This window comes from Frigoribacterium faeni (assembly GCF_011761235.1).
In the GTDB taxonomy this organism is placed as follows: Bacteria; Actinomycetota; Actinomycetes; order Actinomycetales; family Microbacteriaceae; genus Frigoribacterium; species Frigoribacterium faeni_A.
In genome coordinates, this window is record NZ_JAAOYW010000003.1 from 312,893 (window position 1) to 331,243 (window position 18,351).

At 73.2% G+C, this 18,351-nt stretch carries 15 protein-coding genes and 1 pseudogene; 4 read left to right on the forward strand and 12 right to left on the reverse strand.

From position 1 onward, the window contains the following. The first annotated feature begins 180 nt into the window (after positions 1–180). A complete protein-coding gene (locus tag FHR78_RS13600) occupies positions 181–1,569 on the forward strand; it encodes a GntP family permease (protein ID WP_166761057.1) in 1,389 nt (462 codons plus the stop codon). Then, positions 1,569–2,144, forward strand: coding sequence for a gluconokinase (locus FHR78_RS13605; RefSeq protein ID WP_166761058.1), 576 nt, complete (start codon positions 1,569–1,571; stop codon positions 2,142–2,144). The genes FHR78_RS13600 and FHR78_RS13605 overlap by 1 nt, the downstream gene beginning before the upstream one ends. 90 nt (positions 2,145–2,234) lie before the next feature. Here FHR78_RS13605 and FHR78_RS15700 read toward each other — a convergent pair whose 3' ends face one another. The 7 genes and pseudogenes from FHR78_RS15700 to FHR78_RS13635 form a co-directional block, all read right to left on the reverse strand. Beyond that, positions 2,235–2,369 (reverse strand): DivIVA domain-containing protein, encoded by a 135-nt coding sequence (locus FHR78_RS15700; RefSeq protein WP_432207159.1) that lies wholly within the window; start codon positions 2,367–2,369, stop codon positions 2,235–2,237. Between the two features lie 39 nt (positions 2,370–2,408). Beyond that, positions 2,409–2,504: pseudogene (locus tag FHR78_RS15290) on the reverse strand (DivIVA domain-containing protein); the annotation flags it as partial. After that, positions 2,501–3,133, reverse strand: a complete 633-nt coding sequence (locus FHR78_RS13615) for a GNAT family N-acetyltransferase (RefSeq protein ID WP_166761059.1) — start codon at positions 3,131–3,133, stop codon at positions 2,501–2,503. The gene FHR78_RS13615 and the pseudogene FHR78_RS15290, both read right to left, overlap by 4 nt. A gap of 78 nt (positions 3,134–3,211) precedes the next feature. Further along, on the reverse strand, positions 3,212–4,606 hold the full coding sequence (locus tag FHR78_RS13620) for an MFS transporter (protein ID WP_166761060.1): 1,395 nt from the start codon (positions 4,604–4,606) through the stop codon (positions 3,212–3,214). After that, complete coding sequence (locus tag FHR78_RS13625) at positions 4,603–5,577, reverse strand: hypothetical protein (RefSeq protein WP_166761061.1); 975 nt, start codon at positions 5,575–5,577, stop codon at positions 4,603–4,605. Before FHR78_RS13625 ends, FHR78_RS13620 begins: the two co-directional genes overlap by 4 nt. A gap of 214 nt (positions 5,578–5,791) precedes the next feature. Further along, a complete protein-coding gene (locus tag FHR78_RS13630; protein WP_166761062.1) occupies positions 5,792–8,242 on the reverse strand; it encodes an ATP-dependent DNA ligase in 2,451 nt (816 codons plus the stop codon). A gap of 172 nt (positions 8,243–8,414) precedes the next feature. Continuing rightward, positions 8,415–9,302, reverse strand: coding sequence for an SDR family oxidoreductase (locus FHR78_RS13635; protein ID WP_208393216.1), 888 nt, complete (start codon positions 9,300–9,302; stop codon positions 8,415–8,417). 92 nt (positions 9,303–9,394) lie between these two features. Here FHR78_RS13635 and FHR78_RS13640 point away from each other — a divergent pair, with 92 nt between their 5' ends. Next, complete coding sequence (locus FHR78_RS13640) at positions 9,395–10,465, forward strand: Ku protein (protein WP_166761064.1); 1,071 nt, start codon at positions 9,395–9,397, stop codon at positions 10,463–10,465. A gap of 30 nt (positions 10,466–10,495) precedes the next feature. Here the strand turns inward: FHR78_RS13640 and FHR78_RS13645 are convergent, their stop codons facing one another. The 3 genes from FHR78_RS13645 to FHR78_RS13655 form a co-directional block, all read right to left on the reverse strand. Beyond that, positions 10,496–10,771 carry a DUF7218 family protein gene (locus FHR78_RS13645; RefSeq protein ID WP_166761065.1) on the reverse strand — a complete coding sequence of 92 codons (276 nt, stop codon included), beginning with the start codon at positions 10,769–10,771 and terminating at the stop codon, positions 10,496–10,498. An 80-nt stretch (positions 10,772–10,851) separates the two neighbouring features. Then, on the reverse strand, positions 10,852–13,260 hold the full coding sequence (locus FHR78_RS13650) for a phosphoketolase family protein (RefSeq protein ID WP_166761066.1): 2,409 nt from the start codon (positions 13,258–13,260) through the stop codon (positions 10,852–10,854). Then, complete coding sequence (locus tag FHR78_RS13655; RefSeq protein WP_347878220.1) at positions 13,257–15,203, reverse strand: glycoside hydrolase family 15 protein; 1,947 nt, start codon at positions 15,201–15,203, stop codon at positions 13,257–13,259. Before FHR78_RS13655 ends, FHR78_RS13650 begins: the two co-directional genes overlap by 4 nt. Positions 15,204–15,327: 124 nt before the next feature. On the opposite strand from FHR78_RS13655, the gene FHR78_RS13660 reads away from it, so the two are divergent. Then, a complete protein-coding gene (locus FHR78_RS13660) occupies positions 15,328–16,203 on the forward strand; it encodes an SMP-30/gluconolactonase/LRE family protein (protein WP_166761068.1) in 876 nt (291 codons plus the stop codon). A 73-nt stretch (positions 16,204–16,276) separates the two neighbouring features. Here FHR78_RS13660 and FHR78_RS13665 read toward each other — a convergent pair whose 3' ends face one another. Together FHR78_RS13665 and FHR78_RS13670 are read right to left on the reverse strand one after the other, a co-directional pair. Continuing rightward, a complete protein-coding gene (locus FHR78_RS13665; protein ID WP_166761069.1) occupies positions 16,277–17,512 on the reverse strand; it encodes an NAD(P)/FAD-dependent oxidoreductase in 1,236 nt (411 codons plus the stop codon). Positions 17,513–17,615: 103 nt separating this feature from the next. After that, entirely contained in the window at positions 17,616–18,155 is a 540-nt protein-coding gene (locus FHR78_RS13670) for a Dps family protein (protein WP_166761070.1), read from the reverse strand. Positions 18,156–18,351 lie beyond the last annotated feature (196 nt).

Genomic DNA, 18,351 nt, shown 5'->3' on the forward strand with positions numbered 1-18,351 from the left:
TTGCCCGGATGGCGGGCCTGTGGCACACTCCATTGATCTGATTAGTCATACTAATCATCTCCGTGCGCGCCCCCAGGATGACAGACGTTCCCGACGTCGGTCCCGGGCCCGGCTCACCGTGCGGAGCACCCCACCTGACGAAGAGGTCGCACGGTCGCGACCTCGAGAGGACGCGACAGCATGACCCTGACGCTCTTGGCCTCGGCCGCCCCCACGCCCTCGGGCTCCGACGCGCAACTGATCATCGCGGCCCTCGTGGGCATCGCGGTGATCGTCGGCCTCATCACCTGGCTCAAGGTGCACCCGTTCCTCGCCCTGCTGCTCGGCGCCGTCGGCGTGGGCATCGGCGCGGGGCTCGCCCCCGGCGACGCCGTCACGAGCTTCGGCGCCGGCTTCGGCTCGACGATGACGAGCGTCGGCATCCTCATCGGCCTCGGCGCCATGTTCGGCAAGCTGCTCAGCGACAGCGGGGGAGCGGACCGCATCGTCGACACCCTCGTCTCGCGGGCCTCGCCGCGCGCCCTGCCCTGGGTGATGGCCCTCATCGGCGCCCTGATCGGCCTGCCGATGTTCTTCGAGGTCGGCCTCGTGCTGCTCATCCCCGTGATCGTGCTCGTCGCCCGGCGCTCGGGCCTGCCCCTGATGCGCATCGCCATCCCGGCGCTCGCCGGCCTCTCGGCGATGCACGCCCTGGTGCCGCCGCACCCCGGCCCGCTGCTCGCCGTCTCGACCGTCGGCGCCGACCTGGGCCTCACCCTCGGGCTCGGCGTGCTGGTCGCGATCCCGACGGTGATCGTCGCCGGCCCGCTGTTCTCGAAGCTCGCCGCGAAGTGGGCGCCGGTGCCCGTGCCCGCCCTGTTCGTCTCGAAGGAGGAGGACGGCGGCGAGGGCACCCGCAGCCGCCCGACGTTCCTCAACGCGCTCGTCGGCATCCTGCTGCCCGTCGTTCTCATGCTCGCCCGGTCGGTCCGCGAGGCGGCGCTGCCGTCGGCGACGGGCGCCTGGGTCGACCTGCTCGAGTTCCTCGGCACCCCGATGGTCGCGCTGACCGTCGCGGTGCTCTACGCGATGGTGTTCTACGCCCGCGCCGGCGGCATGGACCGCGCCGCGGTGTCGAAGACGCTCGGCTCGTCGCTGCCCGACGTCGCCGGCATCCTGCTCATCGTCGGCGCCGGCGGCGGGTTCAAGCAGGTGCTCATCGACACCGGCATCGGCACCGTCATCGGCGACGCCGTCTCGGAGTCGGGGGTCAGCGTGCTGCTGGTGGCCTGGTTCGTCGCGGCGCTCGTCCGCGTCGCCACCGGCTCGGCCACCGTCGCGACCGTCACCGCCGCGGGCATCATGGCCCCGCTCGCCGAGGGCATGACGACGCCCGAGGCCTCGCTGCTCGTGCTCGCGATCGGGGCCGGCTCGGTGTTCCTCTCGCACGTCAACGACGCCGGCTTCTGGCTCATCAAGGAGTACCTCGGCACCACCGTCGGCCAGAACCTCAAGACCTGGGGCCTGATGGAGTGCGTGCTCTCGGTCACGGCCCTCGCCGGGGTCATGATCGTCGACGTGGTCATCTGATGGCGACCCTCGAGAACGCGGGCGCCGCCTCCTCGGCGCCGCTCGTGCCCGGCTCGGCCCGCCACCCGGCGCACGACGCCGATCCCGTGCTCGTCGTCATGGGGGTGTCGGGGTCGGGCAAGTCGACCGTCGCCGCCCTGGTCGCCGAGCGCCTCGGCTGGGACTTCGCCGAGGGCGACGACCTGCACCCCGACGAGAACGTCGCGAAGATGGCCGCCGGGCAGCCGCTCGACGACGACGACCGGGCGCCCTGGCTCGACACGGTGTCGTCGTGGATCGTCGAGCACGCGATGCAGGGCGTGCCCGGGGTCATCACCTGCTCCGCCCTGAAGCGCAAGTACCGCGACGTGCTGCGCGAGCACAACGTCGTGTTCGTGTACCTGCAGGGCGCGAGCGACCTGATCGGGGACCGCATGGCCGAGCGATCGGGGCACTTCATGCCCACCGCGCTGCTCGACTCGCAGCTCGCCGCGCTCGAGCCGCCCCAGGCCGACGAGCGGCACGTCGTCGTCGACGCCACCCGCACCCCCGAGGAGGAGGCGGACGACGTGCTGCGCCTGCTCGGCCTGGCCTAGCCGCCGCGCGGGTGCGCGAGGGGCCCCGGATCGACCTGCGGGAGGCTCCCGGGGTCGATCCGGGGCCTCTCGTCGCGCGGGGGCTCCAGGTCAGCGGGCTCGAGTGCGGAGCTCGGCCACGACCTGGTCGAGGAAGTCGTCGACGTCGTCCTGGCTGTAGCCGTCGCGGAACTTCGTGGGCGTGAAGCGTGACTGGACGACGTCCTCGACCGTGATCCCCGCCACGCCGGCCCCGGTCGCGTCGTCGGCGGCGAGGGCCGAGCGGATGCGCTCCAGGAACGTGTCGACCTCGTCCTGGCTGTAGCCCTCGCGGAACTTCGTCGGCGTGAACCGCGCGTTCACCACGTCTTCTGCCTTCATGGTCTCCCCCTCGTGTCAGGTCGATCCTGCCAGGGCCGCGTGGACGGCCGCGACCCCGGGCCGCGGCCGTCGCCGAGACCGCTCCGGGAGGCGCGGTACAGCACGTGGGGCCGGAGGCGGTGGCCGGGCGGCAGCGCCGGGTGCTCGAAGTCGTCGGCCGCGTCGCGCGTCAGGCCGAGGCGCTCCATCAGCGCACGCGAGCGAGCGTTGGTCGCCGCGGTGAAGCTCACGACCTCGGACAGGTCCAGCCCGTCGGGATCGAAGGCGGTGCGGAGCACCGCCCGTGCGGCCTCCGAGGCGAGGCCCCGCCCCCAGGCGTCGCGGCGCAGCCGCCAGCCGATCTCGACCTGCTCGGAGAGGGGGCGCCCGCCGACCACCACGTCGAGCGACGGGCGGGACAGGCCGACGAAGCCGAGCAGCTCGCCGTCCGAGCGCTGCTCGACGGCCCAGAGCCCGAAGCCGTCCCGCTCGAAGGCCTGCTCGAGGCGGTCGATCATCGCGTCCGACTCCGCACGGGTGCGGGTCGAGGGGAAGAACTCCATCACGACGGGGTCGGCGTTCATCGCCGCGAACGGCTCACGGTCGGCGTCGCGCCAGCGGCGCAGGAGGAGGCGGTCGGTGGTGAGCACCCGACGACGGTAGCGGAGGCGCGGTGCCGACCCGCGCCTCCTGCGGTCGCCGTCGCCTCGTCACCCGGCCCAGGACGCCTAGGAGGCGCGGCGCGCGCCCCGCAGGCCCACGAACGACACGGCGGCGCTGCCGACGAGCAGCACCGCGACCACGACGACGACGCGGTGGAACCCGTCGACGGTGAGGGCGCCTCCGGCGATCACGCCCAGGAACGCGACCGCGACCAGCCCCGCCACCCGCGAGATCGCGTTGTTCACGGCGGACGCGATGCCCGACCTCGCCGGCGAGACGCCCGACAGCACGGCCGAGGTGAGCGGCGCCACCGTCACCGCGAGGCCGAGGCCGAACAGGACGACCCCGGGCACGACCTGCCACCAGACGTCGATCGGGTCGCGCACGAGCAGCATCCAGAGGAACCCGCTCGCCGTGATCAGCGGTCCGACGGACATGAACAGGCGCGGCCCGCGCGCGGCGGCGAGCGTGCCGAACATCGTCGAGAAGAGCAGCGAGACGATCGTCGTCGGCAGGGTGACCAGGCCGGCGAGCGTCGCCGAGAGGCCGGCGAGCTCCTGCACGACGAGGGGGATCGTCAGCGTGCCGAGGTTGATCGCGGCGTAGAGGCCGACCGTGGCGAGGTTGCCGACGGCGAACTCGCGGACGCGGAACAGGTCGAGCGGCATCATCGGCTGGGGCGCGCGGCGTTCCCACAGGACGAAGGCGACGAGCGCGACGACGCCGCCGACGAGCGGCACGACCACGAACCAGGCGCCGAACCCGACGCGCTGGCCCTCGATGAGCGCGAAGACGGGCCCGGCCAGGCCGACCGCCGCGAGCACGGCGCCCACGACGTCGACGCGGGCCGGCTGGTCGGGACCCCCGCGGTGGGCGTCGCCGGGGAGGCGCGTCATCAGCCCCAGGGTCAGCACGACCGGGACGACCACCACCGCGAACACCCACCGCCAGCCGACCGTGTCGACGAGGGCGCCGCCGGCGAGCGGTCCGACGAGGAACGCGACGCCCGTCCAGGCGGTCCAGGTGCCGATGGCCCGGCCCTGGCCCGGCCCGGTGAACGTCGACGTGATGAGGGCGAGGCTCGACGGCACGAGCAGGGCCGCGGCGACGCCCTGCAGGGCCCGGGCCGCGATGAGCAGGCCCGGGTCGGGGGCGAGGGCCGCGAGCACGCTCGTGAGCGCGAACGCCACGAGGCCCGCGCGCAGCACGCGGACCCGCCCGAACGTGTCGCTGAGCGAGCCCGCGACGAGCATGAGCGACCCGAGCGCGAGCAGGTAGGCGTCGACCACCCACTGCTGCAGGGTCAGGTCGGCTCCGCTCGCCGGACCCGCGCCTCCTCCGCCGAGCCCCCGGGCGATCGCCGGGAGGGCGACCGTGACGATCGACCCGTCGAGGAAAGCGACGAAGGAGGCGAGCACGGCGACCACGAGGACGGTGCGCTGGCCTCGTGCGTCCGTCATGCCTCGAGTCTGCTCCTCATGCGCCCGCCCGCCCGCCCGAGCCTGCGCCGCTCGGCGACGAGCGCGCGGTACGCCCAGCAGCCCCTGCCCCAGAGGTACACGGCCAGGGGCACGGTGATCGCCGTGACGGTGCCGGCCCGCCCGAGGACCGCGTCGTGGAGGTCGCCCGGACCGCTGACCAGGAACACGTAGCGGACGTCGCCCTCGACGAGCCGGTCCACCGTCGCGTCGTCGGCTCCGTCGGGGACGGGGACGAGCCCCGAGGTGAGGCCCCGGACGAGCGCGTCGAAGACGACCGTCGGCTCGCCGACGACGTGGAGCTCGGCCAGCACCAGCAGCAGGACGACGAGCGGCGCGGCGAGCCACGCGAGGGCCGGCACGGGGGCGCGGCGACAGGCGTGGTCGAGGACCGCGGCGTGGGCCGTGGCGAAGCCGGCGACCGTCCCCGCGAGCGAGAACGCCACGAGCCGGTCGACGGACGCCGTCGACGTCGTGGCCGTGACGGCGTCGGCGAGGATGCCGCCCATGAGGGCCGTCGTGCCGAACAGGAAGCCCAGGGTGAGGCCGCGGCCGGCGTGGTCGGACGCCCGCTGCAGGGTCGACCGGAAGTCGGGGGAGCCGCTCCAGAAGGTGACGGCCCACCAGGTGACGAGGACGGGCAAGGAGCCGACGAACAGGACGGTGACGAACGACAGCCCGACGGCCAGGCTGACGAACTTCGTCTCGAACGCCTCGTCGGCGAAGAGCCGGGTCAGGACGACGGACAGGGCGAACAGCACGACCAGGCCCGTCAGGCGGCGGGGCCCGATCCTGGCCGGGCGGGCGTCGGCGGGCAGCCGGTCGAGGTCGTCGCGGCGGGCGGTGATCAAGGCCTGCCGGTAGTCGGTCGCGCCCCGACGAAGGCGGTCGCCGACGTCGCCTGCCCCGTTCTCGCGCACGCCGACGAGGAACGACACGACGCGACCCATCACGAGCCGATATGTTACCCGCCGCGTGCCCGCCGCGTGCCTGCCGCGTGCCCGCCGGCGGCCGCCGCACCCCGGAGTGGACGATGCACCCCGTCGTTCCGGGGTGCATCGTCCACTCCGGGGTGCGAGAGGGAGGGAGCGTGTGCGGGAGGAGCAGGTGCGGGAGGGGCCTGGTGCGGGAGGGGGCAGGTGCGGGAGGGGGCAGGCGCGGGAGGGGTCAGCTCTCGCTGACGACGTCGTCCGGCGACTTGTCAGGGCGCCAGCCGCGCCACGACGGCTGCCGCAGGCGACCCGTCGAGGTCCACTCGGCGAACGACACCTCGCCGACCCGCGACGGCGTGATCCAGTGCGCGTCCCGCGCGTCGGCTGCGGGCACGTCGACGAGCGGGCTGGTCTTCCGCTCGACCCCGCGGAACTCGGTGAGCAGCTCGTCGAGGTCCCGGTCGCGGAACCCCGTGCCGACCCGTCCGACGTAGACGAGCCCCTCGTCGCCGGGCACGCCCATCAGCAGCGAGCCGACGCCGGAGGCGCGCCGCCCGTTCCCGGGACGCCAGCCGGCGATCACCACCTCCTGCGTCGCGTGGTGCTTCATCTTGATCCACGCCCGCGAGCGTCGGCCCGCGCTGTAGGTCGCGTCGCGGCGCTTCGCGACCACCCCCTCGAGCCGGAGGCGCTGCGACGTCCGCATCGCCTCCTCCAGGTCGCCGTCGAAGGCGACCGGCACGTCGACCGGGCCCTCCGAGGTCACGATCCGCTCGAGCACCTCCCGCCGCTCGTCGTAGGTGCGCCGCAGCAGCGACCGCCCCTCGGCGTGCAGCACGTCGAAGAGCAGGTAGCGGACAGGTGCGCCGGCCGCGGCCCGCGCGACCTCGCGGGGCCTCGACAGGCCCATCCGGGTCTGCAGCAGCCCGAAGTCGGGGCGACCGGCCTCGTCGACGGCCACGACCTCGCCGTCGAGCACCGCGCCTCCGTCGCTGTCGACCAGCCCGGCCAGGACCTGCAGCTCGGGGTAGGCCGGGGTGAGGTCGTTGCCGTTGCGGCTGGTCAGGGTGACGCGGTCGCCCTGGACGACGGCGACGGCGCGGATGCCGTCCCACTTCATCTCGACCGCCCAGTCGTCGTCGACGTCGGCGGCGGTGCCGGCGACGGCGAGCATGGGGGAGACGGGGTCGAGCGGATCGGGGTCGGGGTGCCGGCGCGGCTGCGGGCGGGCGCCGTGCGCGTCGTCGGCCATGCGGTGGATCAGCCAGTTCTGGTCGGCCTTGCCGCCGCCGTGGCCGGTGTGGATGAGGGCGACGCGGCGGGTGCCCCGCTGCTCGCCGTGCAGCACCGCGATGACCTCCTTGCCGTCGCGCCACTTCTCGACGTCGTAGGTGCCCGAGTCCCAGATCGTGACCTCGCCGGCGCCGTACTCGCCCTTCGCGATGGTGCCCTCGAAGGTGCCGTACTCGAGCGGGTGGTCCTCGGTCATGACCGCGAGGTGGTTCGTGCCGGGGTCGTCGGGCTCGCCCTTGGGCAGCGCCCAGCTGACGAGCACCCCGTCGTGCTCGAGGCGGAAGTCCCAGTGCAGGCGGCTCGCGTGGTGCTCCTGGATCACGAAGCTGCGGCCGTCGCTCGTCGGCGGGGCCTCGGCGGGCACCGGCTCGGCCGTCTTGGTCGCGTCGCGCTTCGACCGGTAGACGGCGAGGCGGTCGCGGCGCTCGCGGGCCTCGCCGTCGCCCGACGGGTCGTGCTCGGGCGACTCGGTGTTGCGCATGTCGTCGCCGAGCTCGCCGGGAGGCACGGGCGTGCCGCTCGAGACGTCGGCCAGGGGGTCGCCGCGACGCCGCAGCCTCGCCAGCACCTCGGTGTGCTCGAGCTGCCGGAGGCCCTTCGACGCCAGCTCGCGCCAGGTGCGCGGCATCGCGACGGTCGGGCGCTCGCGACCACGGAGCGAGTACGGCGCGACCGTCGTCTTGTTCCCGTTGTTCTGCGACCAGTCGAGCAGCACCTTGCCGCGCCGGTCGGCCTTGCCCATGGTGCTGAGCACGAGGTCGGGGTGGTCGGCCTCGACGGCCCGGGCCAGCTCGTGCGCGACGTCCGCCACCTGGGTGCTGGTCTGCGTGCCGTCGAGCCGGGCGTAGAGGTGCACGCCCTTGCTGCCGCTCGTCACGGGCACGAGCTCGAGGCCCATCCCGTCGAGGATCGGCCGCAGCAGCTGCGCGACCTCGACGCACTCGGCCAGGCCGACGCCCTCGCCCGGGTCGAGGTCGAGCACGAGGCGGTCGGGGTTCCGCTGCGCGCCGCTCGGGCCGAAGCGCCACTGCGGCACGTGCACCTCGAGCGCGGCGACCTGCGCCAGCCAGGTGAGCGTCGCGAGGTCGTTCACCATCGGGTAGACGTTCGCGTGGTCCTTGTGCTCGATCTCGTGCCGGGCGACCCAGTCGGGCGCCGAGTCGGGCAGGTTCTTCTCGAAGAAGACCTCGCCGTCGACCCCGTCCACCCAGCGCTTGCGGGTCGCCGGCCGCCCTTCGACGTGCGGCAGCATCCACTCGGCGACGGCGGCGTAGTAGCCGAGCACGTCGGCCTTCGTCGTGCCGGTCGCGGGGTACAGCACCTTGTCGAGGTTCGTGAGCTGCAGGGTGTGCCCGCCGACCTGCACGCGCTCGCCGCGTCCCTTGCTCGCCATCGCGCGCCTCCTCGTGTCGTGTGCCTGCCCGCGGCGTCGTGCGTGCCGAGGGCGGGCCGGCCTCCCTCGATGATGCTCGCGCCGCGGCGCGGGCGCCCCGACCACGGCGGCCCGCCGCCCCGTCGTGACGGGGGAGCGGGCCGCGAGCGGAGCCGAGGAGGCGCGTTGGCGGTCAGACCGCCGGCATGGCCCCCGCGATGGTGATGGTGGCGCCCGAGGTGTAGCTCGACTCCGGGCTCACGAGGTGCACGTAGGCCGCGGCGAGCTCGGCCGGCTGGCCGGGACGGCCGTAGGGAGCCTGGCCGCCGAACTCCGACACCGTCTCGGCGTCGTCGGAGCCGGGCTGCAGCGGGGTCCAGACCGGGCCGGGCGAGACCTGGTTGACGCGGATGCCCTTGGGGGCGAGCTGCTGGGCGAGGCCGGCGGTGAAGACGCCGATCGCGCCCTTGGTCAGCGCGTAGTCGATCTTGTCGGGGCTGGGCTGCGTGCCCTGGACCGAGCCGGTCGTCACGATGGAGGAGCCCGGCTCGAGGTGCGGGATGACCGCCTGCGAGAGCCAGAACAGCGAGTAGACGTTGGTCTTGATCGTCGAGTCGATGTCCTCGGTGGTGAGCGTGAGGATGTCGTCGTTGCTCTTCATGCGGCCGGCCACCATGACGAGCGTGTCGAGGCCGCCGAGCTCGGCGACGGCGGTCGAGACGAGGTCCTTGCAGTACTGCTCGTCCGAGATGTCGCCGGGCACCAGGACGACGCGGCGGCCCTCGCCCTCGAGCAGGTCGCGCACCTCCTCGGCGTCGGTCTGCTCGCTGGGCAGGTAGCTGAGCACGAGGTCGGCGCCCTCGCGGCTGAGCGCGATGGCGGCGGCACGGCCGATGCCGGAGTCGCCGCCGGTGACGATGCCGCGGAAGCCGGTGAGGCGCTCCTTGCCGACGTAGCTGGTCTCGCCGTGGTCGGGCTTCGGGTCCATCTTCCAGGCCTCGCCCGGCAGCGACTGCTCCTGCTTCGGGAACGGCGGCGCGGGGTACAGGTCGACCGGGTTCTTCTTGTCGTATTGGCTCATGCGGTGCATGGTGCACGCTGAGCGGGGGACGTGCCCGGGGCGTGTACCCGCCGGACGGTCATTCGGAGGTCATGCGGAGGAACATGGCCCGCATGCGATCGATCTGGAAGGGCGCCATCACGTTCGGGCTCGTCAACGTGCCCGTCAAGCTGTACAGCGCCACCGAGGACCACGACGTGTCGCTCCACCAGGTGCACGACGCCGACGGCGGGCGCATCCGGTACCAGCGGAAGTGCGAGATCTGCGGCAAGGTCGTCGACTACGAGCACATCGACAAGGCCTTCGACGACGGCGACCGCACCGTGGTGCTCACCGAGGACGACCTCAAGTCGCTGCCCGAGGAGCGCTCGCGCGAGATCGACGTGCTCGAGTTCGTGCCCAGCGACCAGCTCGACCCGCTGATGTTCGACCGCAGCTACTTCCTCGAGCCCGACTCGGCCTCGCCGAAGGCGTACGTGCTGCTGCGCCGTACGCTCGAGGAGACCGAGCGCACGGCCATAGTGCACTTCTCCCTTCGGCAGAAGACACGGCTGGCGGCGCTGCGCGTGCGGGGCGACGTGCTCGTGCTGCAGACGCTGCTCTGGGACGACGAGGTGCGCGAGGCCCGGTTCCCGGTGCTCGACGAGAAGGTGCGCATCAGCGGCAAGGAGCTCGACATGTCGGGCTCGCTCGTCGAGTCGCTCGGCGACGACTTCGACCCGTCGCAGTTCGGCGACGACTACCAGGAGGAGCTGCGCAAGCTGATCGACGCCAAGCTCGAGGAGGGCGAGTCGCTCGACACGGACGCGACCTTCGGCCGCTCGGGAGACGACGACGAGGGCTCCGAGGGCTCGGGCGGCGGCTCGGGCGAGGGCGAGGTCATCGACCTGATGGAGGCGCTGCGCCAGTCGGTGGAGCGCAGCCGGTCGGGTGCCGCGAAGGCTCCGAAGAAGCCCGCGCGGAAGGCCCCTGTCGACGAGAAGACGACGGCCGAGAAGTCCGCGGCTGAGAAGCCCGCTGCGAAGACGAAGCCCGCTGCGGAGAAGAAGCCCGCTGCGAAGAAGAAGCCCGCTGCGAAGAAGAAGCCCGCAGCCGAGAAGAAGTCCGCAGCGGAGACGAAGCCCGCGGCGAAGAAGAAGCCCGCTGCGGGGAAGGAGCCCGCCGCGCAGGAGAAGGCGAGCTGACGCCGCCCGTTTCGGCCGGCCGCGCCGGCCTCAGTGGTCGCGCAGCATCTCGACGAGCTCGTCCTTCGTGGCGTGGCTGTAGCCGGTGACCCCGAGCTCCTTCGCCCGTCCGCGGAGGTCGGCGACCGTCCAGTCGTCGTACGACCCGGCCCGGCCGCCCTTCGCCGCCACCTTCTCCTCGCTGTTGCCCTTCTGGGCCGCGGCGTTCGAGATCCGGGCGGCTTTCTCCTTGGACGCGCCCTCGGCGCGGAGCGCCTCGTACATCTCGGGCTTCTTCAGCTGCGGGGGCGTGTCGTCCTTCGGCATGCCCGCGACGGTACCCCGCCGAGGAGGTGCGTGACCGGTCTCGGGGACCGGTCACGCACCCGCTCGGCGCCGAGGGCGGCTCAGCGCCCGAACTCCCACTCGACGACCTCGGGCAGGTCCTCGCCGTGCTCGTAGGCCCAGGCCCGGGCCTCGTCGCGCTTGGCCTCGAACTCGGCGACGAGCTCCGGGTGCGCCTCGGCCAGGCCGGGCACGCGGTGCAGCACGTCGAGCACGAGCCGGAACCGGTCGATGTCGTTGAGCATCGCCATGTCGAAGGGCGTCGTGGTCGTGCCCTTCTCCTGGAACCCGCGCACGTGGAGGCCGTCGTGGTTGGTGCGCCGGTAGGTCAGCTGGTGCACGAGCGACGGGTAGCCGTGGAAGTCGAAGACGACCGGCCTCGACGTCGTGAAGAGGGCGTCGAAGTCGTCGCTGGTCAGGCCGTGCGAGTGCTCGTCAGCGTCCTGCAGGCGCATCAGGTCGACGACGTTGACGACGCGCGTCACGAGGTCGGGGAGGCGCCGTCGGAGGATGTCGGCGGCCGCCACCGTCTCGAGGGTGGGCACGTCGCCCGCGCACGCGAGGACGACGTCGGGGTCGACCCCCTCGACGGGCGTGCCCTCGGTGCCGGCCCACTCCCAGATGCCGGCGCCGGCGGCCACGTGGGCCTCCGCCTCGGTCAGCGACAGCCAGGCGGGCGCCTCCTGCTTGCCGGCCACGATCACGTTGACGGTGTCGGTCGTGCGGAGGGCGTGGTCGGCGACGGCGAGCAGGGTGTTCGCGTCCGGGGCCAGGTAGATGCGCACGAGGTGCGCCTGCTTGTTCACGACGACGTCGAGGAACCCCGGGTCCTGGTGGGAGAAGCCGTTGTGGTCCTGCCGCCAGACGTGCGACGAGAGCAGGTACGTGAACGACGAGATCGGCTCGCGCCAGTCGATGTCGGTCGAGCTCTCGAGCCACTTGGCGTGCTGGTTGAACATGGAGTCGACGATGTGCACGAAGGCCTCGTACGTGTTGAGCAGGCCGTGCCGGCCGGTGAGCAGGTAGCCCTCCATCAGCCCCTGCAGCAGGTGCTCGCTGAGCACCTCCATGACGCGGCCGCTGTGCGCGACGTGCTCGTCCTCCTCGTCGATGCGGGCCGCCCAGACGCGGTCGGTGACGTCGAAGACCGGGTCGAGGCGGTTCGAGACCGTCTCGTCCGGCCCGAAGAGGCGGAACGTCGACGGGTTGTCGCGCACGACGTCGGCCAGCCAGCGGCCGAGCACGCGGGTGGCCTCGGCCGTGGTGCGGCGGTCGTCGCCGGTCTCGACGGCGTGCGACCGGTAGTCGGTCAGCGAGAGCGGCCGGCGGACGAGCCCGCCGTTGGCCGCGGGGACGGCGCTCATGCGCTTCTCGCCGCGGGGTCGCAGCTCGTCGAGGAACGCGGCGGGGGCGCCGTCGGCGTCGAAGAGCTCGTCCGCGTCGTACGAGCGCATCCAGGAGTCGAGCTGGGCACGGTGGTCGTCGTCCTCGCGCACTCCGCTCAGCGGGACCTGGTGGGCGCGCCAGGTGCCCTCGACCTTCTCGCCGTCGACCACCCGCGGGCCGGTCCAGCCCTTGGGGGTGCGCAGCACGATCATCGGCCAGCGCGGTCGCTCCGTGGTCTCGCCGGCGCGTGCCTCGTGCTGGATCTGGTCGATGCGGGCGAAGGCCTCGTCGAGGGCCGCGGCCATCTGCGTGTGCACGACCATCGGGTCCTGGCCGTCGAAGCCGCCGGAGACGACGATCGGCTGGTAGCCGTAGCCGCGGAACAGCTCGAGCAGCTCGCCCTCGGGGATGCGCGCCAGGATCGTGGGGTTCGCGATCTTGTAGCCGTTGAGGTTGAGGATCGGCAGCACGGCGCCGTCGTGCACCGTGTCGAGCAGCTTGTTCGCGTGCCAGCTCGTCGCGAGCGGCCCGGTCTCGGCCTCGCCGTCGCCGATCACGCAGACCGCGACGAGGTCGGGGGAGTCGAGCACGGCCCCGTAGGCGTGGCTGAGCGAGTAGCCGAGCTCGCCGCCCTCGTTGATCGAGCCGGGGGTCTCGGGCGCCGCGTGCGACGGGATGCCGCCCGGGGCCGAGAACTGCCGGAACAGCTCGCGCATGCCGTCGCGGTCGAGCGCCACCTTCGGGAACAGCTCGCTGTACGTGTGCTCGAGCCAGGTGTTCGCCACCATGGCCGGCCCGCCGTGGCCGGGGCCGCAGACGTACAGCAGGTCGCGGTCGTCGCGCCGGATCACCCGGTTCAGGTGGGCGTAGACGAGGCTCAGCGCGGGGGAGGTGCCCCAGTGGCCGAGCAGACGGGGCTTGATGTCGTCGCGGGCGATCGGCCGGTCGAGGAGGGGGTTGTCACGCAGGTAGATCTGCCCGACGGTCAGGTAGTTGGCCGCGCGCCACCAGGCGTCGACGAGCTCGAGGTCGGCGGGGGCGGCGGGGACTGCCGGGGCCGCCGGGGACGGGGTCGTGTCGCTCATCGGTTCTCCTGCCGATCGTCGCCGTCGCCGTCGCCGTCGCGCTCGCCCTCGGGCTGTTCGCCGAGCTCGGTGCGCATCTCGTCGATCGTGATGGCCGCGTTGACGAGCGCGAGGTGGCTGAGTCCCTGCGGCATGTTGCCGAGGAACTGCCCGTCGTCGGCGCTGATCATCTCGGTGAACAGGCCGAGGTCGTTGGACTGCACGACCAGCTCGTCCATCAGGTCGACGGCCTCGTCGATGCGGCCGACGCAGGCGAGCGCGGAGGCGAGCCAGAACGCGCACGCCACGAAGGTGCCCTCCTCGGCGTCGACGCCGCTGTAGCGGAACACGAGGGGGCCGGCGCCGAGCTCGGCGCGGATCGTGTCGATGGTGCGCGACATGCGCTCGCCGCGGTCGAAGCCGCTCGGGGCGTGCAGCAGCACCGAGGCGTCGAGGGCGTCGCTGTCGGGGTGCATGAGGTACGCGCCCCTCTCTTCCGACCAGCCGTGCTCGTCGATCCACTCGACGATCAGGTCGCGGTTGCGGCGCCAGTGGGCGAGGTCGTCCTCTGAGGGGTGCAGCTGGCCGATGTCGACGAGTCCGAGCGCGGCGTCGATGGCCTGCCAGCAGCCCATCTTGCTGCTGACGTAGTGCTGCTCCTCGCCGAGCTCCCAGATGCCGCTGTCCTTCTCCTGCCAGCGCCGGCACGCGTCGTCGGCGAAGCCCGCCAGGAGGTCCTGGGTGGACGCGTCGAGCATGTTGCCGCCGTGCGCGTACTGGCTCATGACCGCGATGATGTCCGCGAAGACGCCGAGCTGCAGCTGCCCGCCCGCCGGGTTGCCGGCGTAGACGGGGCCGATGCCCCGCCAGCCCTCGGACTCCGTCTCGCGGGTGCCGCCGGGCACGTCGCCGTCCAGCTCGAGGAAGATGTGCATCTCGTGGCCGTTGGCCTTGAGCGCCGACAGCAGCCACGACACGGCCGCGTGCGGCTCTTCGCGGAGCCCGAAGCGGAGCAGCGCGTTGACCGTGTAGGCCAGGTCGCGGACCCACGCGAAGCGGTAGTCCCAGTTCTTGTCGCCGGTGAAGTTCTCGGGCAGCGCCGTCGTGGCGGCCGCCGCGATGGCGCCGGTGGGGCTGTAGATGAGCAGCTTCAGGGCGAGGGCGCTGCGGTGCACGGCGTCGGCCCACGGGCCGTCCCAGCTGAACTCGGTCGACCAGCCCTCCCAGTTCTCGATGGTGCGGTCGATGCCCTGGTCGACCACGCGGGGGTCGGGCAGGTGCAGCGGCTCGTCCTCGACGCCGCAGAGGCACAGGAGCGACCGGGAGCCCTCGGAGGTCGTGAACGACCCGCGGAACTCGAGCGGGCCGTCGGCGTCGCCGTCGCCCGGCTCGGTGGGGTCGGTGCGGCCGTGCTCGAAGCCGACCAGGGCGAGGTTGATGTCGGCCGCCCGGAGCACCGGACCGTGCACCGTGTCGACACGGGTGACGGGGTGTGTGCCGAAGGCGTTGCCCGGCACGACGGCCCAGCGCATCTCGACGGACCCTTCGAGGCCGTCGACGCGGCGCGCGAGCTCGCCCCAGGGCAGTCGGCCGGCGACGCCCGTGACCAGGGCGTCCGTCACCTCGACGGTGCCCGTCGACGTGCGGAACCGCGTGCGCAGCACGTTCGTGCCGGGCACGTAGGCCCGCTGCACCTCGAAGTCGTCCGTGACGGGGCGCAGCTCGACCCGGCCGCCGTCGGCCGCGTCGACGATGCCCGAGAACACGGGGTCGCTCGGCAGCGACGGGAACGGCAGCCAGTCGATCTGCCCGTCGCGGGCGATCAGGGCCACGGTGCGGCCGTCGCCGATGGCGCCGTACGACCGGAGCGCGACGTAGCCGTCCTCGCGGGGGTCGGGCGCCGACCAGGAGTCGTCGTGGAAGGAGTCGGTGTCGTCGGGCGCGGTCTCGAGGGTGTCGGTCACCCGTCCTACGGTGCTCCTGGTCGCCTCCTCGTGCTCGCCGCTGACAGGGGTCTGTGCGGTACGGGCGACGCGGCGTACCCCTGGGGAGGAGGCGGCAGCCAGGCCGGACGCGTAGACGGGGGAGATGACCGAGACCCGCACCCCCCGTCCTCGCCTGTTCCTCGACGCCCGGGCGACCCTCGGCGAGAGCCCCGTGTGGGACGTCGACGCGCAGGAGCTCGTCTGGACGGACATCCCGCCCGGGCTGCTGCACCGCACGTCGGCGGACGGCCTCCGCGACCGGTCGCTGCCGATGGACCCGCCCCTCCCCAGCTTCCAGCGCCGTCGGGGCGGCGGCCTCATCGCCGCCCTCGAGGACCGCGTCGTCCTCGCCGAGGACGACGGCGGGTCGCTGCAGGTGCTCGCGACGGTCGAGCTCGCGAAGGAGGGCATGCGCCTCAACGAGGGCAAGTGCGACCCCTTCGGCGCGTTCGTGGTCGGGGCGACCGACCCCGACGGCGCCCCCGTCGCCGGCCTGTGGCGCGTCGGCCCCGACGGCGCGGTGACCCTGCTGCGCGACGACTTCACGACCACCAACGGCTTCGAGTGGAACGACGACGGGTCGGAGATCTACCTCACCGACACCGGCGCCGAGACGATCTACCGGGCGTCGTGGGACGCCGAGGGCACCCTCGGCGAGCTCGTCCCCTTCTCGTCGGGCGGTTCGCACGACGGCCTCGCCCGCGACGAGCGCGGCGAGTTCTGGGGAGCGATCTACGGCGAGAGCGTCGTCGTGCACCTCGACCGCGACGGTGACGTCGTCGAGCGGATCGAGTTCCCCGTGCCGAACCTCACGGGCATCGGCTTCGGCGGCGCCGACCTGCGCACCCTCTTCGTGCTGTCGGCACGCGAGCACCTCGACGCCGACCAGCTGGCCGAGCACCCGCTGAGCGGCGGCGTCTTCGCGCTCGACCTCGACCGGGCCGGGCGGGCCCCGTTCCTCTTCGGCCCGCAGGACTGACCCGGCACGCCGAAGGGCCCCGAGGAGGCGCGGTGCGCGTCCCCGGGGCCCTCGCGGTGCCGGCCGGGCCGGCTCAGATCCGCCCGACGAGCCCGTCGCGCGACAGGTCGGCCCCCTCGGCCAGGACGGCGCGGGCGGCGTCCCGGGCGCCCTCGACGTTCCACAGCAGCACGCCGGCGACGGCACCGTCGGCCAGGTAGTACGCGACGGCCGCCCCGTCGCCCTCGTCGTCGACGATCGTCTCGAGCGACGCGTCGAGCGTGCCGACGGCCTCGTACGAGATGTCGAACACGCGCGAGTAGTAGTACGGCGTGTGGCCGTACTGCTCCGTCGACCCGGCCATCACCCGGCCGACGACGGCGCCCTGCTCCTTCGCGTTGTCGACGTGCTCGACGCGGCGGCGGCCCAGGATGCGGTCCGGGTACGACGCGACGTCGCCCGCCGCGAAGACGTCCGGGTCGGAGGTGCGCAGCGAGGCGTCGACGACGATGCCGTCCTCCACCTCGAGGCCCGCGGCCTCGGCCAGCTCCGTCGACGGGGCGATGCCGAGGCCCACGGCGACGGCGTCGGCGTCGAGGGCCGACCCGTCGTCGAGCTCGAGGCGCAGCCCCGTGTCGGAGGCCGTGCCGCGCTCGACGCGACGACCGCGCACCAGCGCGACGCCCGCCTCCTCGAAGGCCGCCTGGAACCGCGTCGCGATCTCGGCGGGGAACACCGAGCCGCCGAGCACGTCGTCGGGCGTGACGAGGGTCACGCGGGTGTCGTTCTGCACGAGGGCGGCCGCGAGCTCGGTCCCGATGTAGCTGCCGCCCACCACGACGACGTGGCGGCCGCCGCCCGACAGCGAGCGCAGGCGCCGGTAGTCGGCCGCGGTGCGGAAGTGCACGACGCGGTCGTCGTCGGGCAGGTCGAGCCGCGTCGGCGAGCCGCCGGTCGCGAGCAGGAGGCGCCCCCACGACACGGTCCGCCCGTCGTCGGTCGTCAGGGTGCGGGCCGCGCGGTCGATCCCGGTCACCCTGGTGCGCAGGCGGATCTCGGCCCCCGAGGCCTCGCGGGTGCCGAGGTCGTTGTCGGCCTCGGAGTAGTCGGGGTCGATCCAGAGCTTCTTCGAGAGGGCCGGGCGGGTGTACGGCTCGTCGACGTCGTCGCTGACGACGAGGACGGTCGCGTCGGGGGCGGCTTCGTGGATCGCCGTCACGGCCGCGTCGGCGGTCATGCCTCCGCCGACGACGACGTGGTCGTAGGCCTCGGGCGCGTCGGCGGTGCGGGCGCCGGGTGCGGCGGTGTCGGGGGCGTTGCTGTCGGTCATGGTTCCTCCGGGGGTGCGAGAAGGGCACCGCACCGGAGGTCGCGTAGGAGATCTCCGGGGCGGTGCCCAGTCGTGGTCGCCCGCACGGGCGGGCAGGTGGGTGCTAGTTGGCGACGGCGCCGACGCGGTCCTGGCCCTCGGCCATGGCGTCCTCGTCGCGGTCGCGCGTGTCGGCGGACTTCGCGTCCTGCTCGGGGTGGCGGTTCTCGGCGCCGGTCATCCAGGCGAGCTGCTCGAGGCGCTCGAGGATGCTGTGCAGCACGTCGGCCGTCGTGGGGTCCTCGTCGTCGACGTCGTCGTGCACCGTGCGCATGGTCGACGTGACGGCGTACATGCGGTCGACGATGAGGTCGACGACCGCGGTCGTCTCGACGGGGCCGGCCGGGAACTGCGGCAGGCTCGTCTGCGACGACACCGTGTTCGAGCGGCCGTCGGGCACGAGGTACACGGCGCGCATGCGCTCCGCGACCTCGTCGCTGAACTCGCGGGCGGCGTCGACGATCTCGTCGAGCTGCAGGTGCAGGTCGCGGAAGTTGCTGCCGAGCAGGTTCCAGTGGGCCTGCTTGCCCTGGACGTGCAGCTCGATCAGGTCGACGAGGACCTTCTGCATGGACTCGCGGAGTTCGGGGGATCCTTGGAACATGGGGGCTCCTTCAGTCGTGGGGGCGGGCGGCCCTCCGGCCGCTGCGTCGCACCCGTCGGGTGCGGAGTGGAACGGTAGTCCCGCGCGGTGGAGCGGCGTTCCAGGTTCCGGGGGACACGCCCCGCCGAGGAGGCGCGGGCGCGGCCGCGACGACCGCCCCGGCCGAAACCGGCGGCGTGGTATCTTCTCGACCACG

Bases quoted from the DNA above. Each gene is read 5' to 3' on its own strand.
- FHR78_RS13600 (WP_166761057.1), top strand. From the start codon at position 181: ATGACCCTGACGCTCTTGGCCTCGGCCGCCCCCACGCCCTCGGGCTCC.
- FHR78_RS13605 (WP_166761058.1), top strand. From the start codon at position 1,569: ATGGCGACCCTCGAGAACGCGGGCGCCGCCTCCTCGGCGCCGCTCGTG.
- FHR78_RS13620 (WP_166761060.1), bottom strand. From the start codon at position 4,606: ATGACGGACGCACGAGGCCAGCGCACCGTCCTCGTGGTCGCCGTGCTC.
- FHR78_RS13630 (WP_166761062.1), bottom strand. From the start codon at position 8,242: ATGGCGAGCAAGGGACGCGGCGAGCGCGTGCAGGTCGGCGGGCACACC.
- FHR78_RS13635 (WP_208393216.1), bottom strand. From the start codon at position 9,302: ATGAGCCAATACGACAAGAAGAACCCGGTCGACCTGTACCCCGCGCCG.
- FHR78_RS13640 (WP_166761064.1), top strand. From the start codon at position 9,395: ATGCGATCGATCTGGAAGGGCGCCATCACGTTCGGGCTCGTCAACGTG.
- FHR78_RS13645 (WP_166761065.1), bottom strand. From the start codon at position 10,771: ATGCCGAAGGACGACACGCCCCCGCAGCTGAAGAAGCCCGAGATGTAC.
- FHR78_RS13650 (WP_166761066.1), bottom strand. From the start codon at position 13,260: ATGAGCGACACGACCCCGTCCCCGGCGGCCCCGGCAGTCCCCGCCGCC.
- FHR78_RS13660 (WP_166761068.1), top strand. From the start codon at position 15,328: ATGACCGAGACCCGCACCCCCCGTCCTCGCCTGTTCCTCGACGCCCGG.
- FHR78_RS13665 (WP_166761069.1), bottom strand. From the start codon at position 17,512: ATGACCGACAGCAACGCCCCCGACACCGCCGCACCCGGCGCCCGCACC.
- FHR78_RS13670 (WP_166761070.1), bottom strand. From the start codon at position 18,155: ATGTTCCAAGGATCCCCCGAACTCCGCGAGTCCATGCAGAAGGTCCTC.